The sequence below is a fragment of the Nocardia pseudovaccinii NBRC 100343 genome (assembly GCF_001613225.1).
Lineage (GTDB): Bacteria > Actinomycetota > Actinomycetes > Mycobacteriales > Mycobacteriaceae > Nocardia > Nocardia pseudovaccinii.
The window spans coordinates 15,275-40,458 of record NZ_BDBY01000167.1; the positions used below are offsets into that span (position 1 = coordinate 15,275).

General features: G+C 65.1%; 23 protein-coding genes. 9 read left to right on the forward strand and 14 right to left on the reverse strand.

The features are described 5' to 3' along the window. Positions 1–199: 199 nt before the first annotated feature. The gene (locus NP3_RS19450) at positions 200–889 is read right to left on the reverse strand and encodes a DUF8020 domain-containing protein (protein WP_063043014.1); all 690 of its coding nucleotides are present in this window, start codon (positions 887–889) and stop codon (positions 200–202) included. Positions 890–930: 41 nt separating this feature from the next. Further along, positions 931–1,752, reverse strand: a complete 822-nt coding sequence (locus NP3_RS19455; RefSeq protein WP_063043015.1) for an SGNH/GDSL hydrolase family protein — start codon at positions 1,750–1,752, stop codon at positions 931–933. A gap of 69 nt (positions 1,753–1,821) precedes the next feature. Here NP3_RS19455 and NP3_RS19460 point away from each other — a divergent pair, with 69 nt between their 5' ends. Further along, a complete protein-coding gene (locus NP3_RS19460) occupies positions 1,822–2,322 on the forward strand; it encodes a MarR family winged helix-turn-helix transcriptional regulator (protein WP_245721022.1) in 501 nt (166 codons plus the stop codon). Between the two features lie 147 nt (positions 2,323–2,469). Here NP3_RS19460 and NP3_RS19465 read toward each other — a convergent pair whose 3' ends face one another. The 4 genes from NP3_RS19465 to NP3_RS19480 all read right to left on the reverse strand — a co-directional run bounded on the left by NP3_RS19465 (position 2,470) and on the right by NP3_RS19480 (position 7,489). Continuing rightward, positions 2,470–3,384: an esterase/lipase family protein gene (locus NP3_RS19465; protein WP_063043016.1), complete on the reverse strand. Its 915-nt coding sequence runs from the start codon at positions 3,382–3,384 to the stop codon at positions 2,470–2,472. After that, a complete protein-coding gene (locus NP3_RS19470) occupies positions 3,381–5,822 on the reverse strand; it encodes a beta-glucosidase family protein (protein WP_063043017.1) in 2,442 nt (813 codons plus the stop codon). The genes NP3_RS19465 and NP3_RS19470 overlap by 4 nt, the downstream gene beginning before the upstream one ends. A gap of 93 nt (positions 5,823–5,915) precedes the next feature. Further along, positions 5,916–6,515 (reverse strand): TetR/AcrR family transcriptional regulator, encoded by a 600-nt coding sequence (locus NP3_RS19475; RefSeq protein WP_063043033.1) that lies wholly within the window; start codon positions 6,513–6,515, stop codon positions 5,916–5,918. A 71-nt stretch (positions 6,516–6,586) separates the two neighbouring features. Then, positions 6,587–7,489 (reverse strand): SGNH/GDSL hydrolase family protein, encoded by a 903-nt coding sequence (locus NP3_RS19480; RefSeq protein ID WP_245721023.1) that lies wholly within the window; start codon positions 7,487–7,489, stop codon positions 6,587–6,589. 625 nt (positions 7,490–8,114) lie between these two features. Between NP3_RS19480 and NP3_RS19485 the strand changes: the two genes are divergently transcribed. The 3 genes from NP3_RS19485 to NP3_RS19495 are packed head-to-tail and all read left to right on the forward strand — an operon-like array spanning position 8,115 to position 12,339. Beyond that, entirely contained in the window at positions 8,115–9,440 is a 1,326-nt protein-coding gene (locus NP3_RS19485; RefSeq protein WP_169814517.1) for a cytochrome P450, read from the forward strand. 32 nt (positions 9,441–9,472) lie between these two features. Beyond that, positions 9,473–10,873 carry a wax ester/triacylglycerol synthase family O-acyltransferase gene (locus NP3_RS19490; protein ID WP_063043019.1) on the forward strand — a complete coding sequence of 467 codons (1,401 nt, stop codon included), beginning with the start codon at positions 9,473–9,475 and terminating at the stop codon, positions 10,871–10,873. A gap of 5 nt (positions 10,874–10,878) precedes the next feature. Further along, positions 10,879–12,339, forward strand: coding sequence for a flavin-containing monooxygenase (locus NP3_RS19495; RefSeq protein WP_169814518.1), 1,461 nt, complete (start codon positions 10,879–10,881; stop codon positions 12,337–12,339). A gap of 67 nt (positions 12,340–12,406) precedes the next feature. Here the strand turns inward: NP3_RS19495 and NP3_RS19500 are convergent, their stop codons facing one another. The 3 genes from NP3_RS19500 to NP3_RS48065 all read right to left on the reverse strand — a co-directional run bounded on the left by NP3_RS19500 (position 12,407) and on the right by NP3_RS48065 (position 13,742). Beyond that, entirely contained in the window at positions 12,407–12,901 is a 495-nt protein-coding gene (locus tag NP3_RS19500) for a hypothetical protein (RefSeq protein WP_063043021.1), read from the reverse strand. 22 nt (positions 12,902–12,923) lie between these two features. Further along, entirely contained in the window at positions 12,924–13,364 is a 441-nt protein-coding gene (locus NP3_RS19505; protein WP_157124402.1) for a hypothetical protein, read from the reverse strand. A gap of 228 nt (positions 13,365–13,592) precedes the next feature. Continuing rightward, on the reverse strand, positions 13,593–13,742 hold the full coding sequence (locus tag NP3_RS48065) for a hypothetical protein (protein ID WP_157124403.1): 150 nt from the start codon (positions 13,740–13,742) through the stop codon (positions 13,593–13,595). Between NP3_RS48065 and NP3_RS19515 the strand changes: the two genes are divergently transcribed. The 3 genes from NP3_RS19515 (at position 13,726) to NP3_RS19525 (ending at position 17,091) form a co-directional block, all read left to right on the forward strand. After that, complete coding sequence (locus NP3_RS19515) at positions 13,726–14,421, forward strand: hypothetical protein (protein WP_157124404.1); 696 nt, start codon at positions 13,726–13,728, stop codon at positions 14,419–14,421. The two genes, NP3_RS48065 and NP3_RS19515, sit on opposite strands and share 17 nt — an antisense overlap. After that, a complete protein-coding gene (locus NP3_RS19520) occupies positions 14,421–14,663 on the forward strand; it encodes a hypothetical protein (RefSeq protein WP_063043025.1) in 243 nt (80 codons plus the stop codon). Before NP3_RS19515 ends, NP3_RS19520 begins: the two co-directional genes overlap by 1 nt. Positions 14,664–15,060: 397 nt before the next feature. Further along, on the forward strand, positions 15,061–17,091 hold the full coding sequence (locus NP3_RS19525; protein WP_063043026.1) for a CocE/NonD family hydrolase: 2,031 nt from the start codon (positions 15,061–15,063) through the stop codon (positions 17,089–17,091). Between the two features lies 1 nt (position 17,092). On the opposite strand, the gene NP3_RS19530 is transcribed toward NP3_RS19525, so the two are convergent. The 3 genes from NP3_RS19530 to NP3_RS19540 form a co-directional block, all read right to left on the reverse strand. After that, a complete protein-coding gene (locus tag NP3_RS19530; protein WP_245721024.1) occupies positions 17,093–17,677 on the reverse strand; it encodes a TetR/AcrR family transcriptional regulator in 585 nt (194 codons plus the stop codon). A 135-nt stretch (positions 17,678–17,812) separates the two neighbouring features. Next, positions 17,813–19,027 (reverse strand): L,D-transpeptidase, encoded by a 1,215-nt coding sequence (locus NP3_RS19535; RefSeq protein WP_063043028.1) that lies wholly within the window; start codon positions 19,025–19,027, stop codon positions 17,813–17,815. A 125-nt stretch (positions 19,028–19,152) separates the two neighbouring features. Continuing rightward, complete coding sequence (locus NP3_RS19540; RefSeq protein ID WP_063043029.1) at positions 19,153–20,706, reverse strand: LCP family protein; 1,554 nt, start codon at positions 20,704–20,706, stop codon at positions 19,153–19,155. 194 nt (positions 20,707–20,900) lie between these two features. Between NP3_RS19540 and NP3_RS19545 the strand changes: the two genes are divergently transcribed. Together NP3_RS19545 and NP3_RS19550 are read left to right on the forward strand one after the other, a co-directional pair. Next, complete coding sequence (locus NP3_RS19545; protein ID WP_063043030.1) at positions 20,901–21,554, forward strand: SDR family NAD(P)-dependent oxidoreductase; 654 nt, start codon at positions 20,901–20,903, stop codon at positions 21,552–21,554. 126 nt (positions 21,555–21,680) lie between these two features. Next, entirely contained in the window at positions 21,681–22,808 is a 1,128-nt protein-coding gene (locus NP3_RS19550; RefSeq protein ID WP_063824821.1) for a serine hydrolase domain-containing protein, read from the forward strand. A 19-nt stretch (positions 22,809–22,827) separates the two neighbouring features. Here NP3_RS19550 and NP3_RS19555 read toward each other — a convergent pair whose 3' ends face one another. Together NP3_RS19555 and NP3_RS19560 are read right to left on the reverse strand one after the other, a co-directional pair. Continuing rightward, positions 22,828–23,610 carry a DUF8020 domain-containing protein gene (locus NP3_RS19555; protein WP_063824822.1) on the reverse strand — a complete coding sequence of 261 codons (783 nt, stop codon included), beginning with the start codon at positions 23,608–23,610 and terminating at the stop codon, positions 22,828–22,830. Positions 23,611–23,790: 180 nt separating this feature from the next. Continuing rightward, on the reverse strand, positions 23,791–25,182 hold the full coding sequence (locus tag NP3_RS19560; RefSeq protein ID WP_063824823.1) for an MFS transporter: 1,392 nt from the start codon (positions 25,180–25,182) through the stop codon (positions 23,791–23,793). Positions 25,183–25,184 lie beyond the last annotated feature (2 nt).

The window sequence follows — 25,184 nt, forward strand, 5'->3', positions numbered from 1 at the left end:
CTCGCCAACCTCAGCTGGCGAGACCGCGAGTCTAGTCGCCTTCCATGCGCCAGGGATGTCACCGAAGGTGGGGAGGGTGGCCCAGGCCCAGTTGTGTTCGCGTTCACCGCGCAATCCGCCGCCAGGACCGGACTCGTTGCAGCGCAACGAAATACAACTCAGCGGCGGTATCCAACCGCCGCCGAGGGCGACCCGATGATCAGTGCGGGAGTGGCGAATTGATCGTGGTGAAGTACTGGATCGCGGCCGCGACGATTACCGGGGCGGTGACCAACAGCTGACCCGCAATGGTGCCGAGCGCGCCGACCGCGATGACGCCGCCGAGACAGCCGACCGCGGCTGCGGGCAGGATCGGACCGAAGAGCCCGATGATGGTGGCGGTGGCGGCCGCCGCTCCGACCGTCCCGCCGAGCACGCATCCAACGGCCGCGCCGCCGAGTCCGCCCACAACCGTGCCGACGATGGCCCCCATGGCGATGGTGCTGCTCATCCGATTCCAGGCCGCGACCTCGCGCTCGTATTCCGATCGGAAGGGTGCCTGATCCTCGAAGGGCAGTGCGACCGGCCGATACGCCGCGCGCGCGATATCGACTTGTGGTACGAGGGTCGTGCTGTGACCGTAAATCGCTGCGGCGATGGGGAATTCGAAATCATCGAGCCGTAGCCGCAAGGGCATCGCGGCGACCAAGGTGCCGTCGGCGGCCTTGATCTGGAAGACATCATTGTCCGACGACATTGTCCCCGAGTCGATATCGATCACACTGGCGCCGTCGACCGCGCGTGCGGTGAAGGCGACGCCGTCGCCCTCGTCCGCGGGCTGGGCCGCGGCCGTGCCCACGGCAGTGGCGACGGCAAGTGTGCAGGTGAGGATGAATGTGGTGACGCGCATGCTTGACCTTTTCGAGTGTGGTGCGTAGCCGGGGTATCGGTTCACGACAGTTGGGCCAGCGTGACGACGACCGCCGCGCTGATCTCCTGCTGGCCGAAGCCGGTCAGGTGGACGCCATCGTCGAGGTGTCCGTCGAAACCCGAGTCGGGGGTGGTTATCGCGAACACATCGACGATCGGCTCCGGCTGATCGGCCAGCAACCCGGCGGCATCGGCCATATCCGAAGTGCGCCAGGCGATTCCGGCCCGCTGAAAGTGCGGGACTGCGGCCGCCTTCGCCTCGTCCACTGCGGCCGGGGTGAGCCATATCCACCGTGCGTCGATGTCACGCATCGCCGAGTCGTGCAGCAGCAGCAGATTGCGGTTCGTTTCCAACAGGCTGACCAGCCGAGGTCCGTCGATCCCGCCGAGGCGCTTGGCATCGTTCGCGCCGAGATGGCAGAGCACCCAATCGGGCCGCTGACTGGTCAGCGTCGACAGTGCGGCGAGCGCCTGTGTTGTGGTGCAACCGGATACGGCCAGATTGCTGAGTCGGATGCCGTCCGGACGACGAATGGCCAGCAGCGCGCGCATTATCTCGAACCAGGACAGCCGATCCGCCGTCGTGCTCCCCCCGATGGCGACGACGTGTTGGCCGGGCTCGAATGGGAGCCGGTCCACCGCGTCGGCCACTTCGGGGTTGGCCAGGAGTTCGGTGGCCGCCGTGTGGACCTGTGCATCGAATCCGGCGCGCAGTCGCTTGTACTCGGCGGGATCCAGGCCGAACAGGCTCGCGATGCGGATGTCGTCGAGTTCGTCGAGATAGGGCAGCACCCGCTCGGGCCGCTGGAACCGGATCAGTTTCTCGATCAGCTCGGCATTCACGCCCAATTCAATTCTCCTATGTGAATCATTCAGTAAAGTGAATGATACTGCGCTGTGTACGATAGGGTCGTGATCGAAGCCGAGCAAGAGGATGCGCAGCACCCGCCACGCACACGGGCAGTGACCTTTCTGCTCGCACAGATCGGCGCGCACGCGGCCCAGCGATTCGCCGAGCGCATCAGCGATCTCGAACTGTCCCCGCCCGATATCGGACTGCTGCGGATGATCGCGACCCAGCCCGGACGCAGTCAGCGGTCACTGTCGGCCGAACTCGGCGTCGTCCCCAGCCGCGTCGTCACCCTGATCGACAACCTCGACCACAAGGGCCTCGTCGAACGCCGCCGTAGCGCCACCGACCGCCGCAACCACGAACTGCACCTCACCCCGAAGGCGCAACAGTTGATGGGCCAGGTGTGGCAGATCGCCACGGCACACGAGGGCGATATCTGCGCGGGACTGGACGACACCGAATACGAACACTTGGCGACCCTGCTCAACCGCATCGCCGAACAACAACAGCTCACCCCGGGCGTGCACCCCGGCTATCGGCGAATGCCGACCGCCGAGTAGGCGTCTGCGCCTTCCACCCCTACACCGTCAGCCGCGAGCAGATCGTGGCTGGCGCGAGGAGGAATTTCCATGCCGCCAAGGAACATTGCGGCCTGGACCACCACCGGTTCCGTCGCTGTATCTACCGCACAACGAAATACAACTGTCCTAACCGGTTGAGTCGTCCTGGCACGGAATCGGCCGCACTGTCGAACGATCGAGCGCATTGAGCACGAGTGCGGCGGTGGTGGGTGAGAAGACCGTGCCGTTGTGACCGGCTTTGCTTGCGGGGCAGACGTTTTGGAGGACGTAGTTGTCGACACCCGGCTCCGTGATCACGGCCTCGTTCTGGCCGAAGGACGAGATCGGGTCGAAACGGCTGCTGATGGTGGTGTAGGCGATGCCGGGGACGGTGATGGGGCTGGAGTTCAGTTCCCGTAGAAAGACCGATCCGGCCAGTAGATCCTTCACCGCGGGCGGTACCGGCAGCTCGTCGCGGAGATTTCCGAGCAGAGTCGCACCGAGCTCGCCGAGCGTGCCGTGTGTCGGCGAGGAAATGGTGGTCACCGAACGGACGCCACCGGCGATCTCCGGATCGGTTTTCACGATGTACTGCGCCATGATGCCGCCCTCGGAATGGCCGATCAGGTCGACCTTCGGGACGCCGAGCCGGGTGGTCAGCGCGGTCAGCTTCTGCTTGATCTCCACTGCCGAATCGGCGAGCGGACCATTGCCACCGCCCCGCATGGCATTGCTGCCGCCATAGGAGAAGGAATAGACGCACAGGCCCGCATTGGCGAGGGTCGGTCCGAGATAACCCCAGGCTCGGTACTCGTCGCCCGCGAAACCATGTAGCAGGACAACGGGAACCGCGCCGGGGACGGTGGGCACGCAGTCGTACCGGTTGACTCCGGGCGGCGTCGGGGCTTCGACCTTGCCCTCCTGTGCCCACCGGGTTTCCTCGTCCTGCACCTGCTCCCAAGTGGCGGTCGGATACGGTCCCGGCTCGGCGGCGGCCACGGGCATCGCTGCGGCGCACAGCGCAAATCCCGTCAGCAACAAGGTGATTCGGCGCAACGTCATGCGTGTGGTCCTTGAATGACCGTGGTCACGCGGATATCGGCGACCGATCGACCGGTCAGCAGGTCGTAGGCGGTGGCCGGTAGTACCCAGGTTTCCGTTGCCTCATCCCAGGATTCGGCGGCCCGGCGAGGGATCGGAATCGCCACCTCGGCAGTCTCGCCCGGCTCGGCTTCGACGACCGCGAAGGCGGCCAGTCGGCGTTCCGGTTGCGATGAATGCGCGATGTACGTCTGGATCGTTTCGTGGCCGGGACGATCGCCGGTATTGCGAACTGTCACGGTGAGCGTGCCGAGACCAGATGCCGGGTCGGGGGCGAAGGTAGCGCTCTCGTATTCCCAGGTGGTGTAACCGATTCCGTGCCCGAACCAGTACGCCGGTGCGGTCGTAAGTCGTTGCCACGCGCGGTATCCGAGAGAGATGTCCTCCTCGTAGGCGAGGGCACCATCGGTCGGCGTGACATTCAGCACCGGCGCATCGTCCTGATGCACGGGCCAAGTGGTGGGCAGCCGCCCGCTCGGTTCGGCCCGCCCCATGAGCACGTCGGCCAGCGCGGCACCTCCTTCCTGCCCTGGAAACCAGGTGAGCAGGATCGCCGCGACATCCGAGGCCCACGGCATGTGCACGGGTGACCCGGTATTCACCACGACCACGGTGCGCGGATTGGCAGCGGCCACCCGCGCGACGAGCTCATCCTGTCGACCGGGCAGCGAAAGCGATGTGCGGTCGAAACTTTCGCTCTCCACCTCGGGGGTGGTGGCGACGACCACGATGGCCACCTCGGCCGCGGCCGCCGCGGCCACGGCTTCTTCGATGAGGGCCTCGGGGTCGATATTCGGTTCCTGATGTCCGAGCGAGAACTTCTCGAAGGCGATGGGCATCTCGGGCAGCGTCGTCACGGTATGGGTAAGACTGATCGAAACCTGCTGTCCCGCAGTGAGTTCGACCTCGAAAAGCGTCTCCGACGGCTGGAGGAAGGCCGCCACCGGGTCGCCCTCGGGGAGGATCGCGTCGTCGAAACAGGTCACATCGCCGACCGTCAGCCGGAACGGCCCGATACCAGCAATGGCCAAGGTATGCGTTCCCGTCGCCCGTGAAGTGAAGGTGCCGGTGACAACGACCCGGTGCAGTTCCCCGACCCCGATACCGTCCGGGAACTCACCGATCCATTCGATCGTGGCCTCCGGCAGCGGATGCTCGCCGAGCACGCGGTCAGCCGCCCCGTAGAGCTGGACCCGCAGGTCGAAACCTTCCTTCGCGGCGGGAATCTTGACCCGGGGATCCGCGCCGACGGCATAGACCAGTTCGGTATCCGCATCGAGCACGGCCCGCAGGCCCGCGAGCGGAGAGACGGTATGCGGTGGAAACACTTGGGCGCTGCCGCCACCGAGCGCCCTCGGCTGGTCGGCGGTCTGGCCGATCAGCGCGATGCGGCGGACTTTGCCGAGCGGAAGCACACCACTCTCGTTGCACAGCAGCACAATCGAGCGTTGGGCGATCTCGCGGGCCAGCGCGTCGCCGTTGATCGTCGTGGGCACCGTGGCGACTTCAGGTGGTGCCCCGGCCAACGCGCCGACCCGGGCGGCGAGCCGGAGCACATGTCGTGCCATCTGCTCGACCGTCTCGGCCGGAACCCGGCCTGCGCGAACCGCTTCCGCGAGGGCATGGCCGAAAACGCTCTGCGGTCCCGGCATCGCAATATCGAGCCCGCCGACGGCCGCGCCGACGGTATTGCGCGCCGCCGTCCAGTCCGAGACGATAGCGCCGTCGAAACCCCAACGTGCACGCAGGAGTTCGTTCTGCAACCCACTGTGCTCGGTCATCGTGACGCCGTTGACGCTGTTGTAGGCCGCCATCAAAGCCCACGGTTCGGCCTGCTCGACCACGGTTTCGAACGGCGCCAGATACAGCTCGTGCAGTGCTCGCTGGGATACCCGCACATCAACGGTGAATCGGTCGGTCTCGGAATCATTGGCCACGAAATGCTTGGGCGTCGCGGCCACACCGCCCTCCTGCACGCCGGTCACATAGGCCGCGCCGATCGCACCGGTCAGCAGCGGATCCTCCGAATAGCACTCGAAATGCCTGCCGCCCAATGGGCTTCGATGCAGATTGAGCGTCGGAGCAAGCAGCATATGCACGCCCTTGCGCCGGGCCTCCTGCGCGAGCAACTGCCCGGCCCGCCGGGCCAGAGCCGGATCCCAGGTGGCGGCCAGCGCGGTCGGGCTCGGCAGGGCGATCGAGGGATCCTCCGGACTCCAGTGCACGCCACGCACGCCGATCGGACCGTCGGACATCACGAGGGACGCCAATCCGATCTCCGGAATCGCGGGCAGGGACCACATGTCCTGTCCGGCGAGCAGGCGGCAACGCGCGTCCAGATCCAGTGCGGCCAACGCCTTTTCGACCACTGCCTCGGCGTCGGCTCGGTGATTCGCCATGTCGGTCGACTCCCTTGTTCGTATGACGCGCGGGCATCTACCTCGAAGTATGGTCGCGCTACCTAGTAACTGGTAGGGAATGTTATCAATACGTTATAAATCCGGATCGCCATCCGGACAGATCAATCGCAGGAACTTGCGCAGCAGCGCGGGCATATCGACCTCATCCGGCGATAGCAACCATTGCTGCTGTAAACCATCCAGAACCGCGATCAGTAATACGGCGGCATCTCGATGTGAGACGCCATGCGGCGGATCGCCGCCCAGTGCGCGCTCCAGGAAGGTTGTCAACATCTCCCGGGCCTGCGCGTACCGATCGACGAAGTAGTCGCGCGCTGGATGGTCCTGGGTGACGCTCTCGGCCGCGAGCACCGTGAACGACTGCACGATTCCGGGTCGCTCGACATTGCGTTCCACCAGTTCGGCAAGGAGTTCCAGGGTTGTCGAACGGCCCTGCGCGGTGGCGAGCAGGACATCGAGATCGTTCTGATCGCGCAATGCGAGCACATTCGCCAGCAGTGTCTGCTTATTGGGGAAGTAGTGCAGCACGCCCTGCTGGCTGAGCCCGACCCGCTCCGCGACGATCGCGATGGTCGCGCCTTGATAGCCGCGTTCCGCGAAAACCTCGAGTGCCGCCTCCAGGATCGCTCGACGACGATCCTCGTGACCGGCCCGGCCCTGGGCCCGCCTCATGCGGTGCACTCTTTTGCTGCGTCCATTGTTCGCAGACTAGCGAATCGCCACCCGCGCCCAGCGCCGCGATCTCACCGCAGTGCGGCGACAACCTGCTGTGCGATGTTCTGCTCGCCGAAGGTGTTGGGATGCAGCGGGACAATGGATGGAGTCGACAGCGAGGGAATCAACCCGTTGATCCACTGCTGATCCGGCGCGGCGCACATATCGTGTCCGAGACTGGAGGTTGCGGTGTCGACGAAGATCGCACCGTGTGCGGCGGAGACATTGCGCAGCAGCGTATTGAGGTCGACCAGCACGTCCTGGAGGTAGTCGGCGTCGCGCGGCCAGGCGGGCTGTTGCGCCGGGCAAGCGCCTTCGCGCGAGGCGGTGGGGTATCCGACGATCACGATCGTGGCTTCGGGTGCGCGTGAGTGGATTTCATCGATCGCGGTGCCGTAGACCGGTGCCAGGGCCTTGGTCCGTTCCGCGAAAGTGTCGACGCCGTTCGCGGTGAAGGTGTCCGCGCATGACGTGCCGTAGGGCTCCGGCAGGAGATTTCCGCACCGCAGGGCCTGGCTCGCCAGGCCGATATCGTTGCCGCCCATGGTCATTGTCACCAGGGTGGTGTCCGGTGTCAGCGCATCGAACTGCGGTGCGGCGGTTCCGGAGACGACGCCGCGCTGCGGGCTCGCGAGGTCGTCCAAGGTGGCCCCACCGCAGGTGACGTCCTTGAAGGTCGCGACGCCGAGCTCCTTCGCGACCAGCGACGGGTAGTTGACCGCGGACCGTGAACACGTGGCGAGTTCGGTTTGCGGAAATACGCCCGCGCCCGCGGCGAAGGAATCACCGAGGGCTACATAGTGGGTGTCCGCGGCCGGGTCTGCGCTCGCTTGCCCGGTAATAGCGGCGCTCGCCGCGACTGTCATCGCGGCTGCGGCGACCGCCGGTCTCACCTTTCCGAATAGGTGGTTCCAGCTGCCGAAAACTTGCATGGTGTCTCCTTGTGAACCCATGACCGGACGAATTCTGGTCTGAACTCCCAGGAGTAACTCGCGCAGGCGGGATCGACCCTGGACATCCGACCGGTACGGGCAGAGTCTAGCCGCGATTCGCCGATCCCAAATAACTTCCGGTTTTGCCGCTGAAATTTTCTGATCGCTGTGCGCTCGGCCGCACGCTGAGATGCCGGGCAACGTTGGGGGATAGCGCATTTCGTCAGACCGTCAGCGACCAGGCCTTGTTTCAGATCATGCCTTTGGGTGGGGCACTGTTGCGTTCCTCACTAATTCGCCTCTACCTGCGGAAAGTCGACGATGACGAATCGTCAGGGTTGACACCGCCCGCTTGCGCTGGCTACGGTCGCCATTGTTCGCGCTGAGTCATCGCCCGCCTCGGCATTAATGGCGGCAGGCTGTCCAAATAGTCTGGCCGAATGTTTCGACTGCGGGGAGGCTGTCGTTATTCTTCGACTCCGGTCGCATTCATGAACAAACTCGGCGGACCTTTCTTTGTGCTTCGAGACAAGATTCTCGCGGCTTTTTCTCGTCCGCCGAGACTCCACCAGTTCCTTTAGACGTTAGGCCAGCTTTGTCCGTCTCGATCTCACCCGCCAAGACCGTGGATGATCTCCCGGGGCCGAGCCGATGGCCGTTGCTGGGGAATCTCCCGCAGATGCGGCCCTCGTTGCTGCACCGTCAGTTCGACGAGTGGTGCGATGAGTACGGCCCGCTCTACCAGTTGAAGATGCCGGGGCGGCACATCGTGGTCGTGAGTGATCCCGATCTGAACCGCGAGATATTCCGTGACCGGCCCGGCGGGTTCCGGAGGCAGTCGGCGATCGAATCGGTCATGGACGAGATGGGGTCCAACGGACTGTTCTCGCTGGAGGGTGAGGCGTGGCGGCTGCGTCGCAAGCTGGCCATGCCCGCCTTCAATGCCTCGCATCTGCGCAGCTTCCATCCCACTCTGGAGACGATCACCGGACGGCTGCGGCAGCGCTGGGAACGGCAGTCGCCCAAGGATATTCGCGCCGACCTGACCCGCTACACGGTAGACGTCACCGCCAAGCTGACCTTCGACTACGACATCAACACCATCGAACAGTCCGGCGACATCATCCAGCGGCACCTGGAGCTGATCTTCCCGCTCATCAACCGGCGGATCAACAGCCCGCTCCCGTACTGGCGTTACGTCAAGCTTCCGGACGACCGGGCGCTGGAGCGCGCACTGGCCGCGCTGCGTACCGATCTCACCGGTGTCATCAGTCGGGCCCGCGCGAATCTGCCTGCGGCGCCGAGGAATTTCATCGAGGCCTTCCTGCTGGCCCACGACGGCAGCGCCTCCTTCACCGATGACCAACTGTTCGCCGAGGCGCTGACCATCCTGATCGCCGGTCAGGACACCACCAGCAATGCCATGGCCTGGCTGCTCTACCACCTCGCGGGCAATCCGGCCGTGCAGGAACGGATTCGCGAGGAGATCACCGAGATCCCCTCGGCGCTGGACCGGCAGCCGTACTTGGAAGCCGTTGTCGCCGAATCGATGCGGCTGCGGCCGACGACCCCGATCGTCGGACTGGAGGCTGCCGTCGACACCACGATCGATGGTGTGCACATCCCGGCGGGCACCTGGGTGATCGTCAATGTGCAGCATGCGAGCCTGCAGGAGAAGAACTTCGAGGACGCGCTGCGCTTCGATCCGGATCGCTGGCTGCGCACCGAGCACGGCACGCATCGGCCCGAGGTCTCCACCCCGTTCGGGGCCGGTCCGCGCTTCTGCCCGGGACGCGGGTTGGCGATGTTGGAGATCAAGAACGTGACCGGCATGGTCTGCCGGAACTTCGAGGTGCGTCTGCCCGCGGGTGCGCAGGCGCCGAAGGATCGCTTCCACTTCGCCGTCATCCCCATCGATCTCGATCTCGACCTGATCCGACGACCCGCCTGACCCCATTCGCCGAGCACACTCTAAGGATGTAGATGTCGTTGCATCGATTGACCGCGACCGACGGTGTCTGGCTGTCGCTCGAATCACCCGATATGCCGATGCATATCGCCTTCCTGCTGGAATTCACCGCACCCGAGGGCGGGGCGGCGCAATTCCTGCGGCAGTGGCGGGCCGGACTGGACGCACCGGCGAGCCTGCCGCAACCGTGGAACTTCCGCCCGCTGAAGTTCCCGCCACCGGGTGTCGCGGCCATGGTGCGTGAGGTCGACGATATCGACCTGAGCGAGCACATCCGGGAGTGGACGCTGCCGGAGCCGGGCAGCCAGGACCAGTTGACCGAACTCGTGTCGTCGATCCATCAGAAGCAGCTCGATATGAGCCGTCCGCCATGGGAATTGCACGTCATCGAAGGACTCGCGCAGGACCGTTTCGCGCTCCTGCTCAAGGTGCATCACAGCCTGCTCGACGGCGCATCGGCCATGCGGTTGTTCACCGATACGTTCACCGAGGATGCCGCCGCCCGCGATGTGCCGGACCTGTTCACCGTGCGCCCGGCCGCCGAATCGGCGGAAGCCGGTAGGGCGAATCCGTTCCGTGCCCTGCTCGCCGCATTGACCGGCGTGCTGGCCTTGTTGCGCGGTGTCGGATCCGCCGTCCGCGATGCCTTCCGGCGTGCACGCGGCGATAAGACCATGGCGCAGAAGGCATATCAACAGCCGAAGACCATTCTCAACGGCACCATCACCGCCGGGCGCGATCTGTCCAGGCGTCGCTACGACCTCGCGCTGTTCAAGCGATTGGCGAAGGCGGGTGACTGCACGATCAACGACATCGTGCTTTACCTCGTCAGCACGGCGCTGCGCGGCTACCTGACCGATCACGCCACGTTGCCCGAAGAGTCGTTGACCGCGGGCGTGCCCACCGATCTGCGCGAGGAGGACGACGCTCGCGCCGGCACCCGCGCTGGCATGATGTTCACCGCGCTGGCCACCGATATCGCCGATCCGCGCGACCGGTTGAGCGCGGTCAAGTACTACATCCGCGCCGCGAAGCAGCATATGGGTGCGATGGCCCCGAACGAGGTCATCGGCTACGGGCTCGCGGTCACCCTGCCGTGGATCCTCGGGCTCAGCTTCGGCTTCACCAACACCGCCTCCTCCCACCCGATGGGCATCTCCAATGTGCCGGGACCGCGAAACCCGCTGTACTGGAACGGTGCTCGGCTCGAGACGATCTATCCGATCTCACTGCTCATGCACGGCAATTCGCTGAACTTCACCTGCATCGGCTACTCGGGCGGGCTGCACTTCGGCGTGCTCGGCGTCCAGGACAAGCTGCCGCCGATGTCGTATCTCACCGGGGCCATGGATGCCGCGCTCGATGAGCTCACCGAACTGCTCCTGCCGGACCGCACACAACTAGCCGCTGGATGACATCCATGTCGAATTACGATGTGGCGATTATCGGCTCGGGCTTCAGCGGGCTCGGCGTCGCGGTGAACCTGCGACGCCTCGGCAATGACAACTTCGTCATCCTGGAACGTGCCGACGCCATCGGCGGCACTTGGCGCGATAACGTCTATCCCGGCTGCGCGGTCGACGTGCCATCGGTGCTGTACTCGTATTCCTTTGCACCGAACGCGGATTGGACCCGCGTGTACGCGACCCAGCCCGAATTGCGTGCCTACACCGAGCAGGTCGTCGACACCTTCGATCTGCGGCGGCATGTGCGGCTGAACAGTGACGTGGCCGAGGCCGATTTCGACGACGAGGCCGAACAGTGGGTGCTGCGGCTGAGCGACGGCAGACTGGTCCGGGCCCGCGCCGTTGTCATGGGTTACTTCTCCCTGCATGCCGAGGCTATTCCGGATATTTCCGGCCGCTCCGGTTTTACTGGGCCGCAGATGCATTCGAGCAAGTGGGACCCGTCATTCGAACCGGCGGGCAAGCGGGTCGCGGTGGTCGGGGCCGGGGCGAGCGCGGTGCAGATCGTGCCCGCGCTGGCGAAGTCGGCGGGTGAGCTCATCTCGTTCCAGCGCACTCCGGCCTGGGTGATTCCGCGTCTGGACCGGCCGATTCCGCCGACGGTACGCAAGATACTGCGCACCGTGCCGCCGATTCGGTTGGCGGCACGCGGATTCGTCTTCCTGTTCCTGGAGGCCATGCACTTCGCCGAATTCCATCCGCGGTTGGTTTCGGTATACGAGTGGGTCGTCCGCAAGGTGCTGGCCGAGCAAGTGCCCGATCCCGAGTTGCGGCGCAAACTCACGCCCGATTACGCATTCGGCTGCAAGCGACCGATGGTCTCCGATGAGTACTACAGCTCGTTCACCCGCCCGAATGTGCGGCTGAGCACCGAGAAGATCACCGAGATCACCGCGACCGGCCTGCGCACCGCCGACGGGGAGTTGCACGAGGTCGACGCGATCGTGTGGGCCACCGGATTCCACGTCCAGGATTCCATCGCCCACTTCCCCGATTTCCGTACCGCGACGACCTCTACGCGAAAGAAGTTCCAGCGCGATGGTTTTCGCGCGTATCGCGGCATCGCCTTCGCGGGGCTGCCGAATCTGTTCGCCGTCACCGGACCGAATACCGCACTGCCGCACACCTCGCAGTTCCTCGCCATCGAACCCACCACGAAGCTGATCGCCAAGACGATCGAGTACATGCGCGCCAAGGGGATTCGCCGCTACAGCCCGTCCGAGCGGGCCGAGCGCGAATGGGTCACGCGGGCACGGAAACTGCTCGGCACCCGGGTGTGGTCGACCGGCGGATGCACCAGCTACTTCATCGATGAGGGCGGCACCAACACCCTGACCTGGCCGGGCGGAACGTTCAGCGTCCGACTCGACCGGCGTCGCATCCGCCCGCAGGACTGGGATACCGGAAGGCCGTGACCTGCGGCGCTGAACCCATGACCGGACGAATAAGCATCGACGAACTTGGGTTCACGCGTTCGGCGTGTCAAGCGACGAGCGGCGAGGCTACTACCTGCCGCCCGTCGCGGGTGTTGACCGTGACGGGCGGTCGTTCCTCGGCGCCACAGCGCACTATTACGAAGGCCAGTCCGTTGGCGTCGAGGGGTTCGGTGCGTTCCTCAACGGTGGACACAACCGACACTGATACGGCGTCGTTGGCGGCCTGACCAATGACTGCGAACCACCCCGGCTCACCATCGGCTCCGGCGCGGAATCGTGTGCTGAGCCGTTGCAACGGTTGGTGGGGTGCGGTGGAGTCGGCGCGCGGCCCGGTCGGACGTGGCGCGCCATAGGTGATGCCCGATGTCGCCCACTGGCCGCCGCCAGGGTGGGCGAACACAATCCATCGGCCTTGTTCGCCATCGATAACCACGGCGGCGATGTCGTCCCGCACGATGGCGCTGACGGGGACGAGATCACGATCAGCGCCGGTCAGGGCGTCGATAGCCACGGTGACCGCTGGATGGTCCAGGGTGTGCATCGACTCAGCCCTTTCGTTGCTGTCAGCAGATCGCGGCGACACTGCTGCTGTTGTCGCTGCCTCGATCCCAATTGCCATTAAACGCGTTCACTATTGCCTCGGTGTGGAACTGGTAGAGGATTCCTGTCGACGAGCACGACGCTGAGTACAGCGTTTCTACGTCGGGGTTGGTGGAGGTGTCGTTGCGTTCGGTCTGCATGTACTGCTTGCCGTCCTTGGGGTCGTACCGCCACAACTTCGTGGTCACGTTCCGCAGCGCGGGTTGGCCGGTGCAGTGCACCTTGAATCCGAAGTTGATCGGTGCGACCGAGTTGTGGCCGGTCTTCCATGGTTCGATCGCGCTGACGAAGCAGACAATTTTGTCGGCCACCGGGACGACCGGTGCTGCGTGCGCACTGGCAGCACTCATGACCGCTGCGGCGACCACGCTCGTGGCGAGGGTCGCTCTAATGCCGATCTTCATTTTGGTTCCTCCATCATGTGCTGCGAGAACGGCCCGGACCGCCGTACGGGGTCGGGCCGCCTTGTTGTGACGGGCCACGCGTCACGACGGCCAGCCAGGTAGGTTGTCGACCCACATGAGAGGCCGGGGATGGTGCCGTCACCGAGGGCCGCCCACAAAGTGGAAGTAGGCATCCCGTGGTAGCGGGCCGGTAGGTGGCGGCGGTGGGAATCTTGTTGGCGGGGATCCTCACTGATCGGCCCACTCGCGGATTGCGTCTGCGATGCGTTCGACCAATTCGACTGGCAGATCCACCGCAGTTGGCGGCCCAACGAGCGGGATCCGCTGCGGCAGTTCGGTATCGATGACGGAGGCGGCGTCGATGTCGATGAACGCCACCCTCAACGCGGAAGTTGTTTCCAGCTCCGGCGCGGGCGTCTCGATGGCGTCGAATTCTTCGACTGACGACCCACTACTGTTGGCGACGACCCAGTACGTCAAGTCGGCGGCGTTGGCGCGGGTCGGTGCCACTCGGCAGGCCGTGCAGCTCACCGATCAGGCGATTGCCGAAGTCGAGCCGCTCGCAGACGAAGAGGCGGGCGCTGCGGTCCTATGTGCGCTGCACATGCGACGCGCGGGCCTGGCCGCTACCGCCAACGATGCCGACACCACCGACACCCACTTCGCCGAAGCGCATGCGCTCGGCGAACGGGTTGGCGACCGCCAAACGTACGGCACGATCGTCGGCCCGACCAATGTCCAGCTGTTCGAATTGTCCGCCGCAGTCGACCTCGGGCGCGTCGGCAAGGCAATCGAGATCGCCGATGCGACAACGTTGCCCGACAGCTATCCGCGCGAGCGAAAGGCGCACTTCTGGCTCGACCGCGCACGGGCCGAACTGTCGGCGGGCAATCCCGACCGTGCAGTCGAAGCGCTCCAGAACGCGCGGGAGGCCGCGCCTGAGTACTTCCAGAAGAGTCGAGCGGTGAAGATCGCCATCAAGACTACCGCTGAGCAGGAACGGCGGGCCAGCAACAAGCTGCGCGCGCTGGCGAACTACGCGGGAATCGTTGACTGATGGCATTACCGGACGAGCCCGGCTTCTATCGGGATGCCATTGGGCATCTGTGGCTGCTCGATGAGGATCACCGTTGGATGTACGCTGCACGCCGACGCAATGACGACTCCCTGACTCCGGTAATGGGCCAGTTCACTGGACGGATGACGCCTGCCCAATTCGAGCATCTGGCGACAGGGCCCAGTGTCGATGTGCTCCCCCTCGAGCGCATCGAGGCCGAGGACGTTCCGCCGGAGATGTAGTCCCGGTGAAAGTGTTTGAAGTCGGCCGGATTCAGCCGAAAGAGCAACCCGGAACGCGCGACGCTCACCGTGAACACGACGACGATCGCCGCCGAGAATCGGCGAACGCGAACAAGGCGTGTGCGAACGAGAGAGCCGACACCGAGGCAAGTGGCGCTGGAACACGAAAAGCCATCCAACGTGGAACCTGAGTAGCGGCGCTGGGTGACGCCGATTCGCTTGTCACACCGTCGGTTCGAGAGAATGCTTGGCAACTTAATGGTGGTCCACGGTCCAAGGTGTGCTGCACAGAGCGTTGTGGTGAGTCGTGGTTGCGCACCAACGGTGATGCACGTTAATGTACCCACTCATTGATGGGAACGGGGTAGTTCCTCATTGCCGGGAGGGTTTGGCAAGCATGATCCGACGTCGACGTCCGATTAAGGCAGTGGCTGCTGCGATAGCCACCTTCACCGTGTTTGCCGGAGTGGTGGTCGCCGCCGCACCGACCCAGGCCACGCTCGGTCTCGATGCGCAATTGACCGCGACTCATGCGGGGCCGCAACAGTATCCGAACGTCTACATCGACTGGGACATCCCGATCACGATGAGTGACGGCACGGTGCTGAAGGCGAATGTGTACCACCCGGCCGACGCCTCGGGCCAGCCGATCGTCGAGCCGACGCCGACCATCGTGAACCTCACGCCGTACACCAAGCTGGTGGCGAATATCGCCGACTCCGTGCTCGCCATCCCCGGCCTGGCCGAGCCGCTGATGCAGGCGCTGCACGGCTTCGATCTCTCGGCCTACGGCCTGAGCGGGATCAGCGATCTGGCACAGGCATTGGCGGGCGGCACCGCGCGCACCTTCGCGGTGGATCGCAAACTGGTGCAGAGCGGCTACACCCAGGTGGTCGTCGATGTGCGCGGCACCGGCTTCTCCGAGGGCACCTGGCAGGTGTTCGGCGATCGCGAGCAGCAGGACGGCGTCGAGGTCGTCGACTGGGCCGCGGCGCAGCCGTGGTCCAACGGCAAGATCGGCATGAGCGGCATCTCCTATTCGGCCATCAACCAGCTGCAGACCGCGGAGCGCAGACCCACTGCGCTGCAGGCGATCTTCCCGATCGTGCCGGGTAGCGATCTGATCCGTGACGTGGCCGCACCCGGTGGCGCGCTCGGCATCGGGTTCATCCCGGAATGGCTGCTCGCCGTCGACGGTACGAAGCTGATTCCCGATGTGGTCTCCATGCTGGCGGGCAAGTTCGACTGGACCTGGTTGGCGGATCGCGTCCGTGACCCGTTCACCTTCTTCAATATGATCATCATGGCGCTGGGCACCCAGAGCATGGATCAGATTCCGCCCGAAATGAATTCGGTGCTCGACGATCAAAGCCCGTTGCGCACGGCCTGGATCGGACATCCCGATCGCATCGATGTGCCCACCTTCGTCTACGGCGGCTGGCAGGACATCTTCGCCTACTCCTCGCCGCGGGTCTACAACGCGATCAATGTGCCCGACAGCCAGAAGAAGCTGGTGATGGACAACAACTATCACATCACCACCGGCTCGGGCATGGGTGACGCCGACGGACCGGCGGCCCTGGATGTATTGCAGCGCGCGTGGTTCGACAAGTGGCTCAAGGGCATCGACAACGGCATCGATGACTACGACCAGGTCACCCTGTGGCAGCAGGGCGGCGGCTGGACCCACACCTCGGCCTTCCCGCGGCCCGATATGGGTTACCGCCGTATGTATTTGAACGCGGCCGTCTCGGGCACCGCGCCGGGCAGCGCCTACGACGGCAGCCTCACCGGGGAGCCGGGCGGACCCGCGCGGGTTTCGATCGGACCCGGCTTGACCACGCTCTGCTCACGCGACGGTGCACAGGGTACGGCGGGCATTCTGCCGCTGCCGGATATCTGCACGAAGGATTCGCGGATCGCGGAGACCAACGGCTTGACCTTCACCAGCGCGCCGGTCGCCGTGCCGACGCAGCTCTCCGGCCCGATCGCGATACACCTCAATACCGTCTTGGACGCCACCGACGGCTACTGGACCGTGACCCTGAACGACGTTGCGCCGGACGGACGTTCGACCCAGTGGACACACGGCCAGCGCACGGCATCCCTGCGCGCCGTCGACGAGAGCAAGGCCACCCGCTCGGCCAACGGCGACTACACCGACCCCTACCCCTATCTGACCCTGGACACCCGCGAACCGATCGTGCCCGGTCAGCCGACGGTCATCGATATCGGAATGTTCGCCACCGACGGTGTGCTGCAACCGGGCCACCGCCTGCGCGTCGACATCTTCGCCGGAAACTTCCCGAGCAGTCTTCCGTTGCGCCCCTTGCTCAATGAGAGCGGATTGAAGCCGCAGCACATCGAGCTGGATCCGAATCAGCCGAGCTGGGTGAACATTCCGGTCGACGGCGAGCCGGGCTGGTGAATCAGGCCGGGCCGGAGCCGAGCAAGACCAGTGCGGCACGAGTCAGTGTGGGCGCCAAGGCCGGTAGCTCCTGCGGCCCCGATTCGATCAGGGTGGCCCTGACTCGATCGTCGATGCCGCCGAGCAGCACATCGATCAGCCCGGGATCGGGTTCGGCGCGAACTTCCCCCGCGCGCACACCGATTCGGGCCGCGGCCACCATCCGATAGCCGAACATACGGTGCGTGCGGGCCCGGCGGGCGATGAGTCCTGGTCCGGCGGCGAGGGTTTCGATATGCAGCGCGCGTGCGGCGCCCGGCTCGGCGGCCAAGAACTCCAGATACGTTTCCAGCGTCGTGCGCACCAGCTCGACGAAGGTGTCCGCACCCGATTCCGTGACCACCCGATCGAGTTCACGGGTGATGACGTCGACCGCGAAATCGAAAGCGGCGGTGAAGCATTCCTCTTTGCTCTCGAACAACCCGTAGAACGTGCGCCGGGCCACCCGGGCCCGGCCGACGATATCGGTGATCGTGGTCGGGCCGTAACCGAGTTCGGCGACCGCCTCCAGTGCGGTGATATATAGCCGCTCGCGCTGTGACGTCACGACTTCGTCCCGGGTCAAGCGATGCGGCCCCCGGGGCAATCGGTCCGGAGAAGCGCTGGTCAAGACGGTCATAATGCCGACGATTCTGCCACACCACGAACTTTCGCCCGGAAATTCTGTCCGGGCGACAAAGACTCAGTGCAGCGCGCTGCCCTGGACCCACTCGTCCCAGGGCACGCCCCAGTCGCCGTTCTGCCAGACCTCGAGCGGTGCGCCGCCGGTATTGCGGACCTCGACCACATCGCCCGGAATCGCGAAATTGTAGAACCACTGGGCATTCGCGAGGCTCAGGTTCAGACAGCCGTGCGAGAGGTTCTGGCTGCCCTGCGCCCAGACCGTGGAATCGAGCTGGTGCAGATAGATGCCGTCGGTGCTGATGCGGGTGGCCCAGCCGATGGCCTCCTTGTAGCCGAGCCGGGAATTGACCGGCAGGCCGTAGGTGGAGGAGTCCATGATGACCGGATTGCCCTTGTCCATCACGGTGTAGATGCCCGGCTGGGTCCAGAAGGTCAGCGTCTTCCCCCCGATGACCTCGCTGCCGCCCCTTCCCATCGAGGTGGGCATGGTGCGGATCAGATTGCCGTTCTCGAAGACCTGCACCTGTTTGGTGTTGTCATCGGCGATGGAGACATGCGACGGGCCGATGGTGAAGGTGGTCTTGGTGTCCTCCTGGCCGTAGAGACCGCCGCCGAGATCCGCGCCGTAGATGTTGGCCGCGGCGGTCACCTTGGTGCCCGGTGCGAAGTATTGCTGCGGCCGCCAGTGCGCGTTGCGCTTGTCGAGCCAGTACCAGGAACCCTCGACCGGCGGGTTGGTCGTCACCGAGAGCCGCTTCTCCGCAACGGCCTTGTCCGGGACGTCCTCGTCGAAATGCGCGACCACAACGGTGCCGACACCGAAGGTGCCGCCGTCGGTCAGCGGTGTGCCGCCGGTGGTGGTCATATAGACCTTGGTCTGGTTGTTCGGCGCCAGCGTGCTGAAGGTCGAGGTGGTCGGCCCGACGCGGCCGGTGATGGTGAGGCTTTCGGCGCTGATCGTGTAGGTGTGCCCGTAACCGAGTGGATCGACGGGCTTCCACGCCGTCTTGTCCGGGGTGTAGATGCCCTCGATCGAACGGCCCGCCTCATTGGTGAGCTTCACCGAGGTGAGCATGCCGTCGTTCGCGGTCACCACGACCGGCGCGAGCGGATCGATATTGTTGCCACCGCCCGGCGTGATGACGATCGGGGGCGGCGGCGGTCCGGCCTGGGTGGTCGGCGCTTCCGACTTCGATGAACATCCGGCGACGAGCAACATCATCACCAATGCAAAACCCGCAGCTGCTCTCCACCGGAAGCGGCGACTCGACATGACTCTCCTGTGTTTCGCCGTGCGTTCCCTGCGGCGCACCTACGACATACTGGCCCGTGCCGTAGTTTACCGGCCATTTCGGGCGTGGTTCGCCGCCGCGGGTGTGACCTGCGCGAACATCCGCATCAGTTGACGCAGGGCACGCTGCTGCCGATTGTGGTCGCGACCGGCTTGCCCGCATCGGGTGCGGGTGTGGCAGAGGTGGTGGTCGCGGACGCGCTGGTGGTCGGCACGAGTTCGGTGGGCATGGTGAAATCGGTGCCGACGACCACGCTGATGTGGCCGGGTTCGACATTCGGCGATACGGTCGCGGTGAGGCCGAGGAGGTCGCCGAGCTGCGCGGCATCGGTCTCGGCGCCGGTCCCGTAGGTGATGGTGGAGGTGGCGCGGGTGGTGCCGTTGTCCACCGTGCCCGCCGGATAGCCGCGCTTGGTGAGAGCGGTGGAGAGTTGAGCGGCCCGGCCGGTGTATCCGCTCGCATTGCGGACATCGACGATGCTGGTCGGGGTGCGCGTCGAGGTGGTCGGCGTGGTTTCGATACCGAAGGCGGCGCGGACTTCCTTCTTGATGGCCGCCGGATCGACGATATTGACGTCCTGTCCGTCGATATTGTCGTAGCGCAGCACCGGCAGCGTCCGGAATTCGACCGAGATCGAGCCCGCCGAACCGAGGTCGCGGGCGAAGTCGAGCAGGTTCCAGCCGTCGGACAGCACGATATCGCGGTGTGCCACATCCATGAGACCGGAGAGCTTGCTGAAGTTGGTCAGCGTGCCGGTGTCCTTCAGCGATTTGGCGACCGAGGTGAGGAAGGCCTGCTGGCGGTGGGTGCGGTCGAGGTCGCCGTTCTCCAATCCGTGGCGTTGGCGCACGAAGGACAGCGCATTGGCGGCATCGAGATGCTGCGGGCCCGCGGGGAAGACGGCGCCGGAGTAGTAGCTGTCGTCGACCGCATGGTTGAGGCAGACGTCGACGCCGCCGAGCTTGTCGGCCAGATCGTAGAAGCCGACGAGTGAGATTTCGGCGAAGCGGTCGATGGGGACGCCGACCAGATTGCGCACGGTCTGCACGATCGATGCCCGTCCCGCCTCGCGGCCCGCGCGTTCCAGGGCCACCTTGTCCTTCGTGCCCGAGTTTTCCAGCTTGGTCTCGGTGGCGGCCTTCTTCAGCCCGTAAGCCTCCTTGATCTTGGCGTGGTCGTAGCCCGGAATGCCGGAGACCGCGACATAGTCGTCGCGCGGAATGGAGAAGGCGACGATCTTGTGCATATCCGCGGGAATATGCAGCAGGATCAGCGAATTCGCGTTGTAGCCGCCGTTGTCGCCGTCGCCGGCGTGCAACTGGTCCAGGATCGCCTTCGGCAGGTCGTTGCCGTCGAGGTCCTTGCGGGTATCCAGGCCGATCAGCAGGATATTCAGATCGCCGCCGAGTGAACGTGGTGCATCCTTGCCGATCGCGTCGGTGTGGGTGAAGCCGCTATCGAATTCGTTCTTGGCCGACCAGGCGAATCCGGTGCCGGACACAATGGCGAGAGCGGCGATCGACGTCAGGACGCGCATTGCGATCTTTGCCGCTTTGCGGGCGCGATGGGGTTTCGGGTCCGCTCGTCGGTGCGCTGCTCGCCGGTGCCCGGTGCGGTGAGTCTCGGTGATTTTGGGAAGCTCGACGGTGTCGTCATCCATGGCGGCGGCCTAGTTCCCGGGTCATTCTCGCCGCCTCAGCTTTCGTCTCGGGTCACGACACCAGCGCATGTCCGGGTCATACCCGCTAACGACTTGTTGCCACGCTCAACCTTGCCAGTGTTACCGACAGCGCTCGGGGCAGGCAAGGATCGGACATTGTGATCTGCACAGATTGACGATCTAGTCTCGTATACATGGCTGCTCCCGTGTTGCTCGTCCTCGGTGCCGGTCCCGGCGTCGGGCTGTCCGTCGGCCGTCTTTTCGCGCGCGACGGGTATGTAGTGGTGCTGGCCTGTCGGCTCGGCGCGGAGGCCGAGCCGTTGGCGAAGGAATTGCTGGGCGAAGGTTTCGATGCCGAAGGTGTCGGCGTGGATCTGGCCGATCCCGACGATGTCACTCGAGTTGTGACCGCGGTGGGCGAGCGGCACGGGCGCATCGACGTGCTGCACTTCAACCCGAGCATCTTCCGGCAGGCGGATCCGCTGCGGTTGACGGTGGCGGAGTTGATCGAGGACTTCACGATCGGCGCCGCGGCGCTGCTGCCCGCGGTGCAGGCCGCGCGGCCGTTCCTCGCCCCCGGCGCGCGCGTGCTGGTCACGGGGAGCGCCGCGGCGGATAAGCCGTGGCATGAAGCGGCATCGCTCGGTGTGCAGAAGGCGGCGGTGCGCAATCTCGTCACCAGCCTGGACACCACCATGGCGCCCGACGGTTTCCGGGCGGTCGCGGTGCAGATCAATGGCGTGCTCGGTGAAGGTGCGTTTACCCGGGAGCGGGTCGCCGCGGCATTGCACGCCGCCGCCGTCCGCCCCCTCGACGACTGGACACCGCATGTGTCCTATAACGGCTGATCCGACAAGACATTCCGACCAACGACGCGCCAGCGCCGGATTCTCCTTCGACCCGAACGGGACCCGCGCGGGGGCCACCGTCCGCACCGGAGGACCGGCCGAGCGGGTCGCGACGAAGGAGGATGGATGCGGTGGTTCAATGTAGCGACGGCTTTGGTTGCCGCACTTATGATTTCGCTGCCGCATCTCGCGGCGTCCTCGGCCCAACCGGCCACGGTGCACCCCCAGGTGCTGCAAGCCAGGCTGGATGACCTGGTCCGTTCGGCTTTCGTGCCAGGGGGGCAGCTGGTCGTGACGGCCGACGGCGACGCGACTCAGATCAATAGCGGCGTCGGCGATCTCGCGACGGGCGCTCCGTTCCCGGATGACGCACAGATTCGGATCGCGAGCAATACCAAAACATTCGTGGCGACCGTGGTGCTGCAATTGGTGGGCGAGGGGCGAGTCGAACTCGACGCTCCGATCGAGCGTTATCTGCCCGGTGTGGTGCGCGGCCCGGGCGGCGACGGGAATCTGATCACCGTCCGAAATCTGTTGCAGCACACCAGCGGTATTCCGGACTATCTCCTTCGATTGGACTGGGGGTCGATCGAGGCATTGCAGCGGTACCAAACCGCGGATCAGTTGATCCGACTCGGTTTGGATATGCCCGCGCTGTTCGCGCCCGGTTCGCGTTTCAGCTACTCCAATACCAATTACCTGCTGGCCGGAAAGCTGATCGAGCAGGTCACGGGACGGCCGCTGGGCGTCGAGGTGACCTCCCGGATCCTGATCCCGCTGGATCTCCAAGACACCTATTGGCCCGCATTCCCGCAGGAGAACGTGATTCGCGGTCCACACCCGCGCGCGTATCAGATCTTCAACGGTGCCCAGGTCGACATCACCGATATCGACCCGGGCTGGGGCCTGGCCGATGGCGCGCTCGTCTCCACCGATGCCGATCTGAACCGCTTCTTCACCGCCCTCCTGTCCGGAAAACTGCTTCGCCCAACCGAACTCGCCGAAATGCAGCACACCATCCACGGCGGCGACCCAGCCCTTCCCGAAGATGTCGGCCTCGGCCTATTCCACCGCACCAATGCCTGCGGCATCGATATCTGGAGCCACGGCGGCGCCATGGACGGCTTCTTCGTCTTCGGCGGCTACACCCCCACCCGCGCGATAACCGTCAGCCTCAACCAAGTCCCACCCCTGTTCGGCCTCGGCTACAAGGGTGCAATGGACAACCTGGTAGACGGCGCCTTCTGCGGGTGAGGGAGTCTGTTCCGCGGAACTACTTCGGTGCGGGCGGCGCGGGTTGGGTCGTCGTCTTGTCCGCGAACCGGGTGGTGCCGTCCGGAGCCATCATCGTGTTGACGTAATCCACGCCGGAGGCGATCAGCACCGGTCCGCCCACGACAATCGTGCCGAGGATCCCGCCGAGGGCCGCGCCGGTGGTCAACCCGAGGATGCAGCCTGCGGCAATGGTGGCGACACAGCCGACGACCGCGCCGATAGCGGTGCCGACGAAGCCGCCGACCGCCGTGGCAAGACCGAACTGCGTGGCGAATTCATTGCGGGCGGCATTGTTTTCGCTCATCGATGCGACCGGCTTGATGGCCAGTGGCTGCGAGATGTCGAGTCCGGCGGGCTTCTGCGGCGCCAGTTCCAGTACCGTGCCGTCCTTTTCGACCACCGGCTTGACCGGAATGTCGGTATCGGCGGCCCGGAACCGCAGCGGCAGCGTGAGGACGACGTGACCGTCGGTGTCGGCCAGATCGACGACATCGACCACATCGGCGATATCGGCGGCCTTGCCGTCTTTATCGACCAGCGTGCCGTCCTTGTCGACCAGCCGCCCGTCGCCGCCGGCCGCGAGCTCGCTTTCCGCCGCCTTGGACAGGGTGAAGGTGCCATTGCGCACGCTGGCCACCACTGTCTTGTCGACTAGTTTGACCGAGTACGTGATGTCCTGCCGCGGGGGCGCGGCGACCGGTTCGGCATGCGAAACTCCGGCGCCCAAGGTCACGGCACCGATGACAAGGATCGCCGCCGCAGTGCTATCGCAAAGCTTCATTCGGGTATTCCGTTCAGTCATCAGATTATTCGCTCTTCGCAACGCCCCGTGCAGGCTCGACTCGCCTGCTCGAGCAACTCCCCGTGCAATGTACTCGTATGCGCGGCAAGGAGGTCGAGGGGAGCCTAGCCGAGCCTGCGGTGCGAAGCGACCGGATTCGGAGCGAAAAATCGATGCCAGCTATGACACGGTTACTTCCTCCGGTGTGTCGACCCGCGGCGCGGGCCGTGTCCGCAGCAGCAGCAACCCGAGCAGTGCGGCGGCGACGCTGAAGCCCGCGCTGATCCACGCGCCGGTCGACATGGCATCGGTGAACGCTTCCTTGGCCGGTTCGACATATCCGAGTTGGAATGCGGCGCCGATGGATTCACGTGCGGCGACGGGTGCGTCATCGGGCATATGCGACGTGAACACACCGGCCAGTACGCTTCCCAGGATCGCGATGCTGATCGCCATGCCGACCTGCTGCAGCGTGTCGTTCATGGCCGAGCCGACGCCCGCATGCTCGAGCGGAATGGCGCTCATGATCGCGGCATACGCGGCCGGACCCGCCAGACCGCCGCCGATCCCCATGACCAGCATGCTGGCCAGCACCGCGAAGTATCCGGAACCGACGGCCAGGATCGCGAACGCCACGCCCATGACGAGCAGACCGGCGACGATGAGCGTCTTATTGCTCAACTTCTTGCCCAGCGTCGCGCCGAGACCGTTGCACACCGCGGCGGCCACCGCATACGGCAGCAGCGCCAGTCCCGCCTTCATCGGCCCGTAGCCGAGTACGAATTGCAGGTACTGGGTGAGCATCAGCATGATCGCGCCCATACCGAACACCATCAGCAGCAGCGTGCAGCAAGTGCCGGTGAAATCGCGATTGCGGAACACCGCCAGCGGCAGCATCGGATGCGCCGACCGGCTCTCCCAGACCACGAACGCCAACCCGGTGACCACGGCGAGTCCGATCATCGGAATGTTCCACTCGCGCTCGATGATCACGTAGACCGTCGAGGTGAGCGCGACGATGGACAGCAGCACGCCGATCAGGTCGACCGGCCGCTGCTGACCGGTCGATTCCGGCATCAGCACCAGCGCGGCCACAATCGCGAGCACCGCGACCGGGATGTTCAGCAGGAATACCGAACCCCACCAATAGTGCTGCAGCAGAAAGCCGCCCAGCGTCGGCCCGAGCACGATGCCGACCATCGACACGGTGGACCAGGCCGCCATCGCCTTGCGCCGCTCGTCCTCGGCGAAGGTGGTCATCAGGATGGACAGGGTCGACGGCATGAGCAGCGATCCGCCGACGCCCATCAGGGCGCGCGCCCCGACCACCTGCCACGGCTCGGTCGCCAACACTGCCGCGAGCGATGCCGCGCCGAACAGTGCCAACCCGATCACCAGCATGCGCCGTCGGCCGAACCGATCGGACAGGCTGCCCGCGGTGAGCAACAGTCCAGCGAAGACGAGGACGTAGGCGTCGAGGATCCACTGGACATCCGACGGCGTCGCGTCGAGTTCCCGGATCAAGGACGGAATGGCGATATTGAGCACAGTGCCATCGATCATCAGCACCAGCA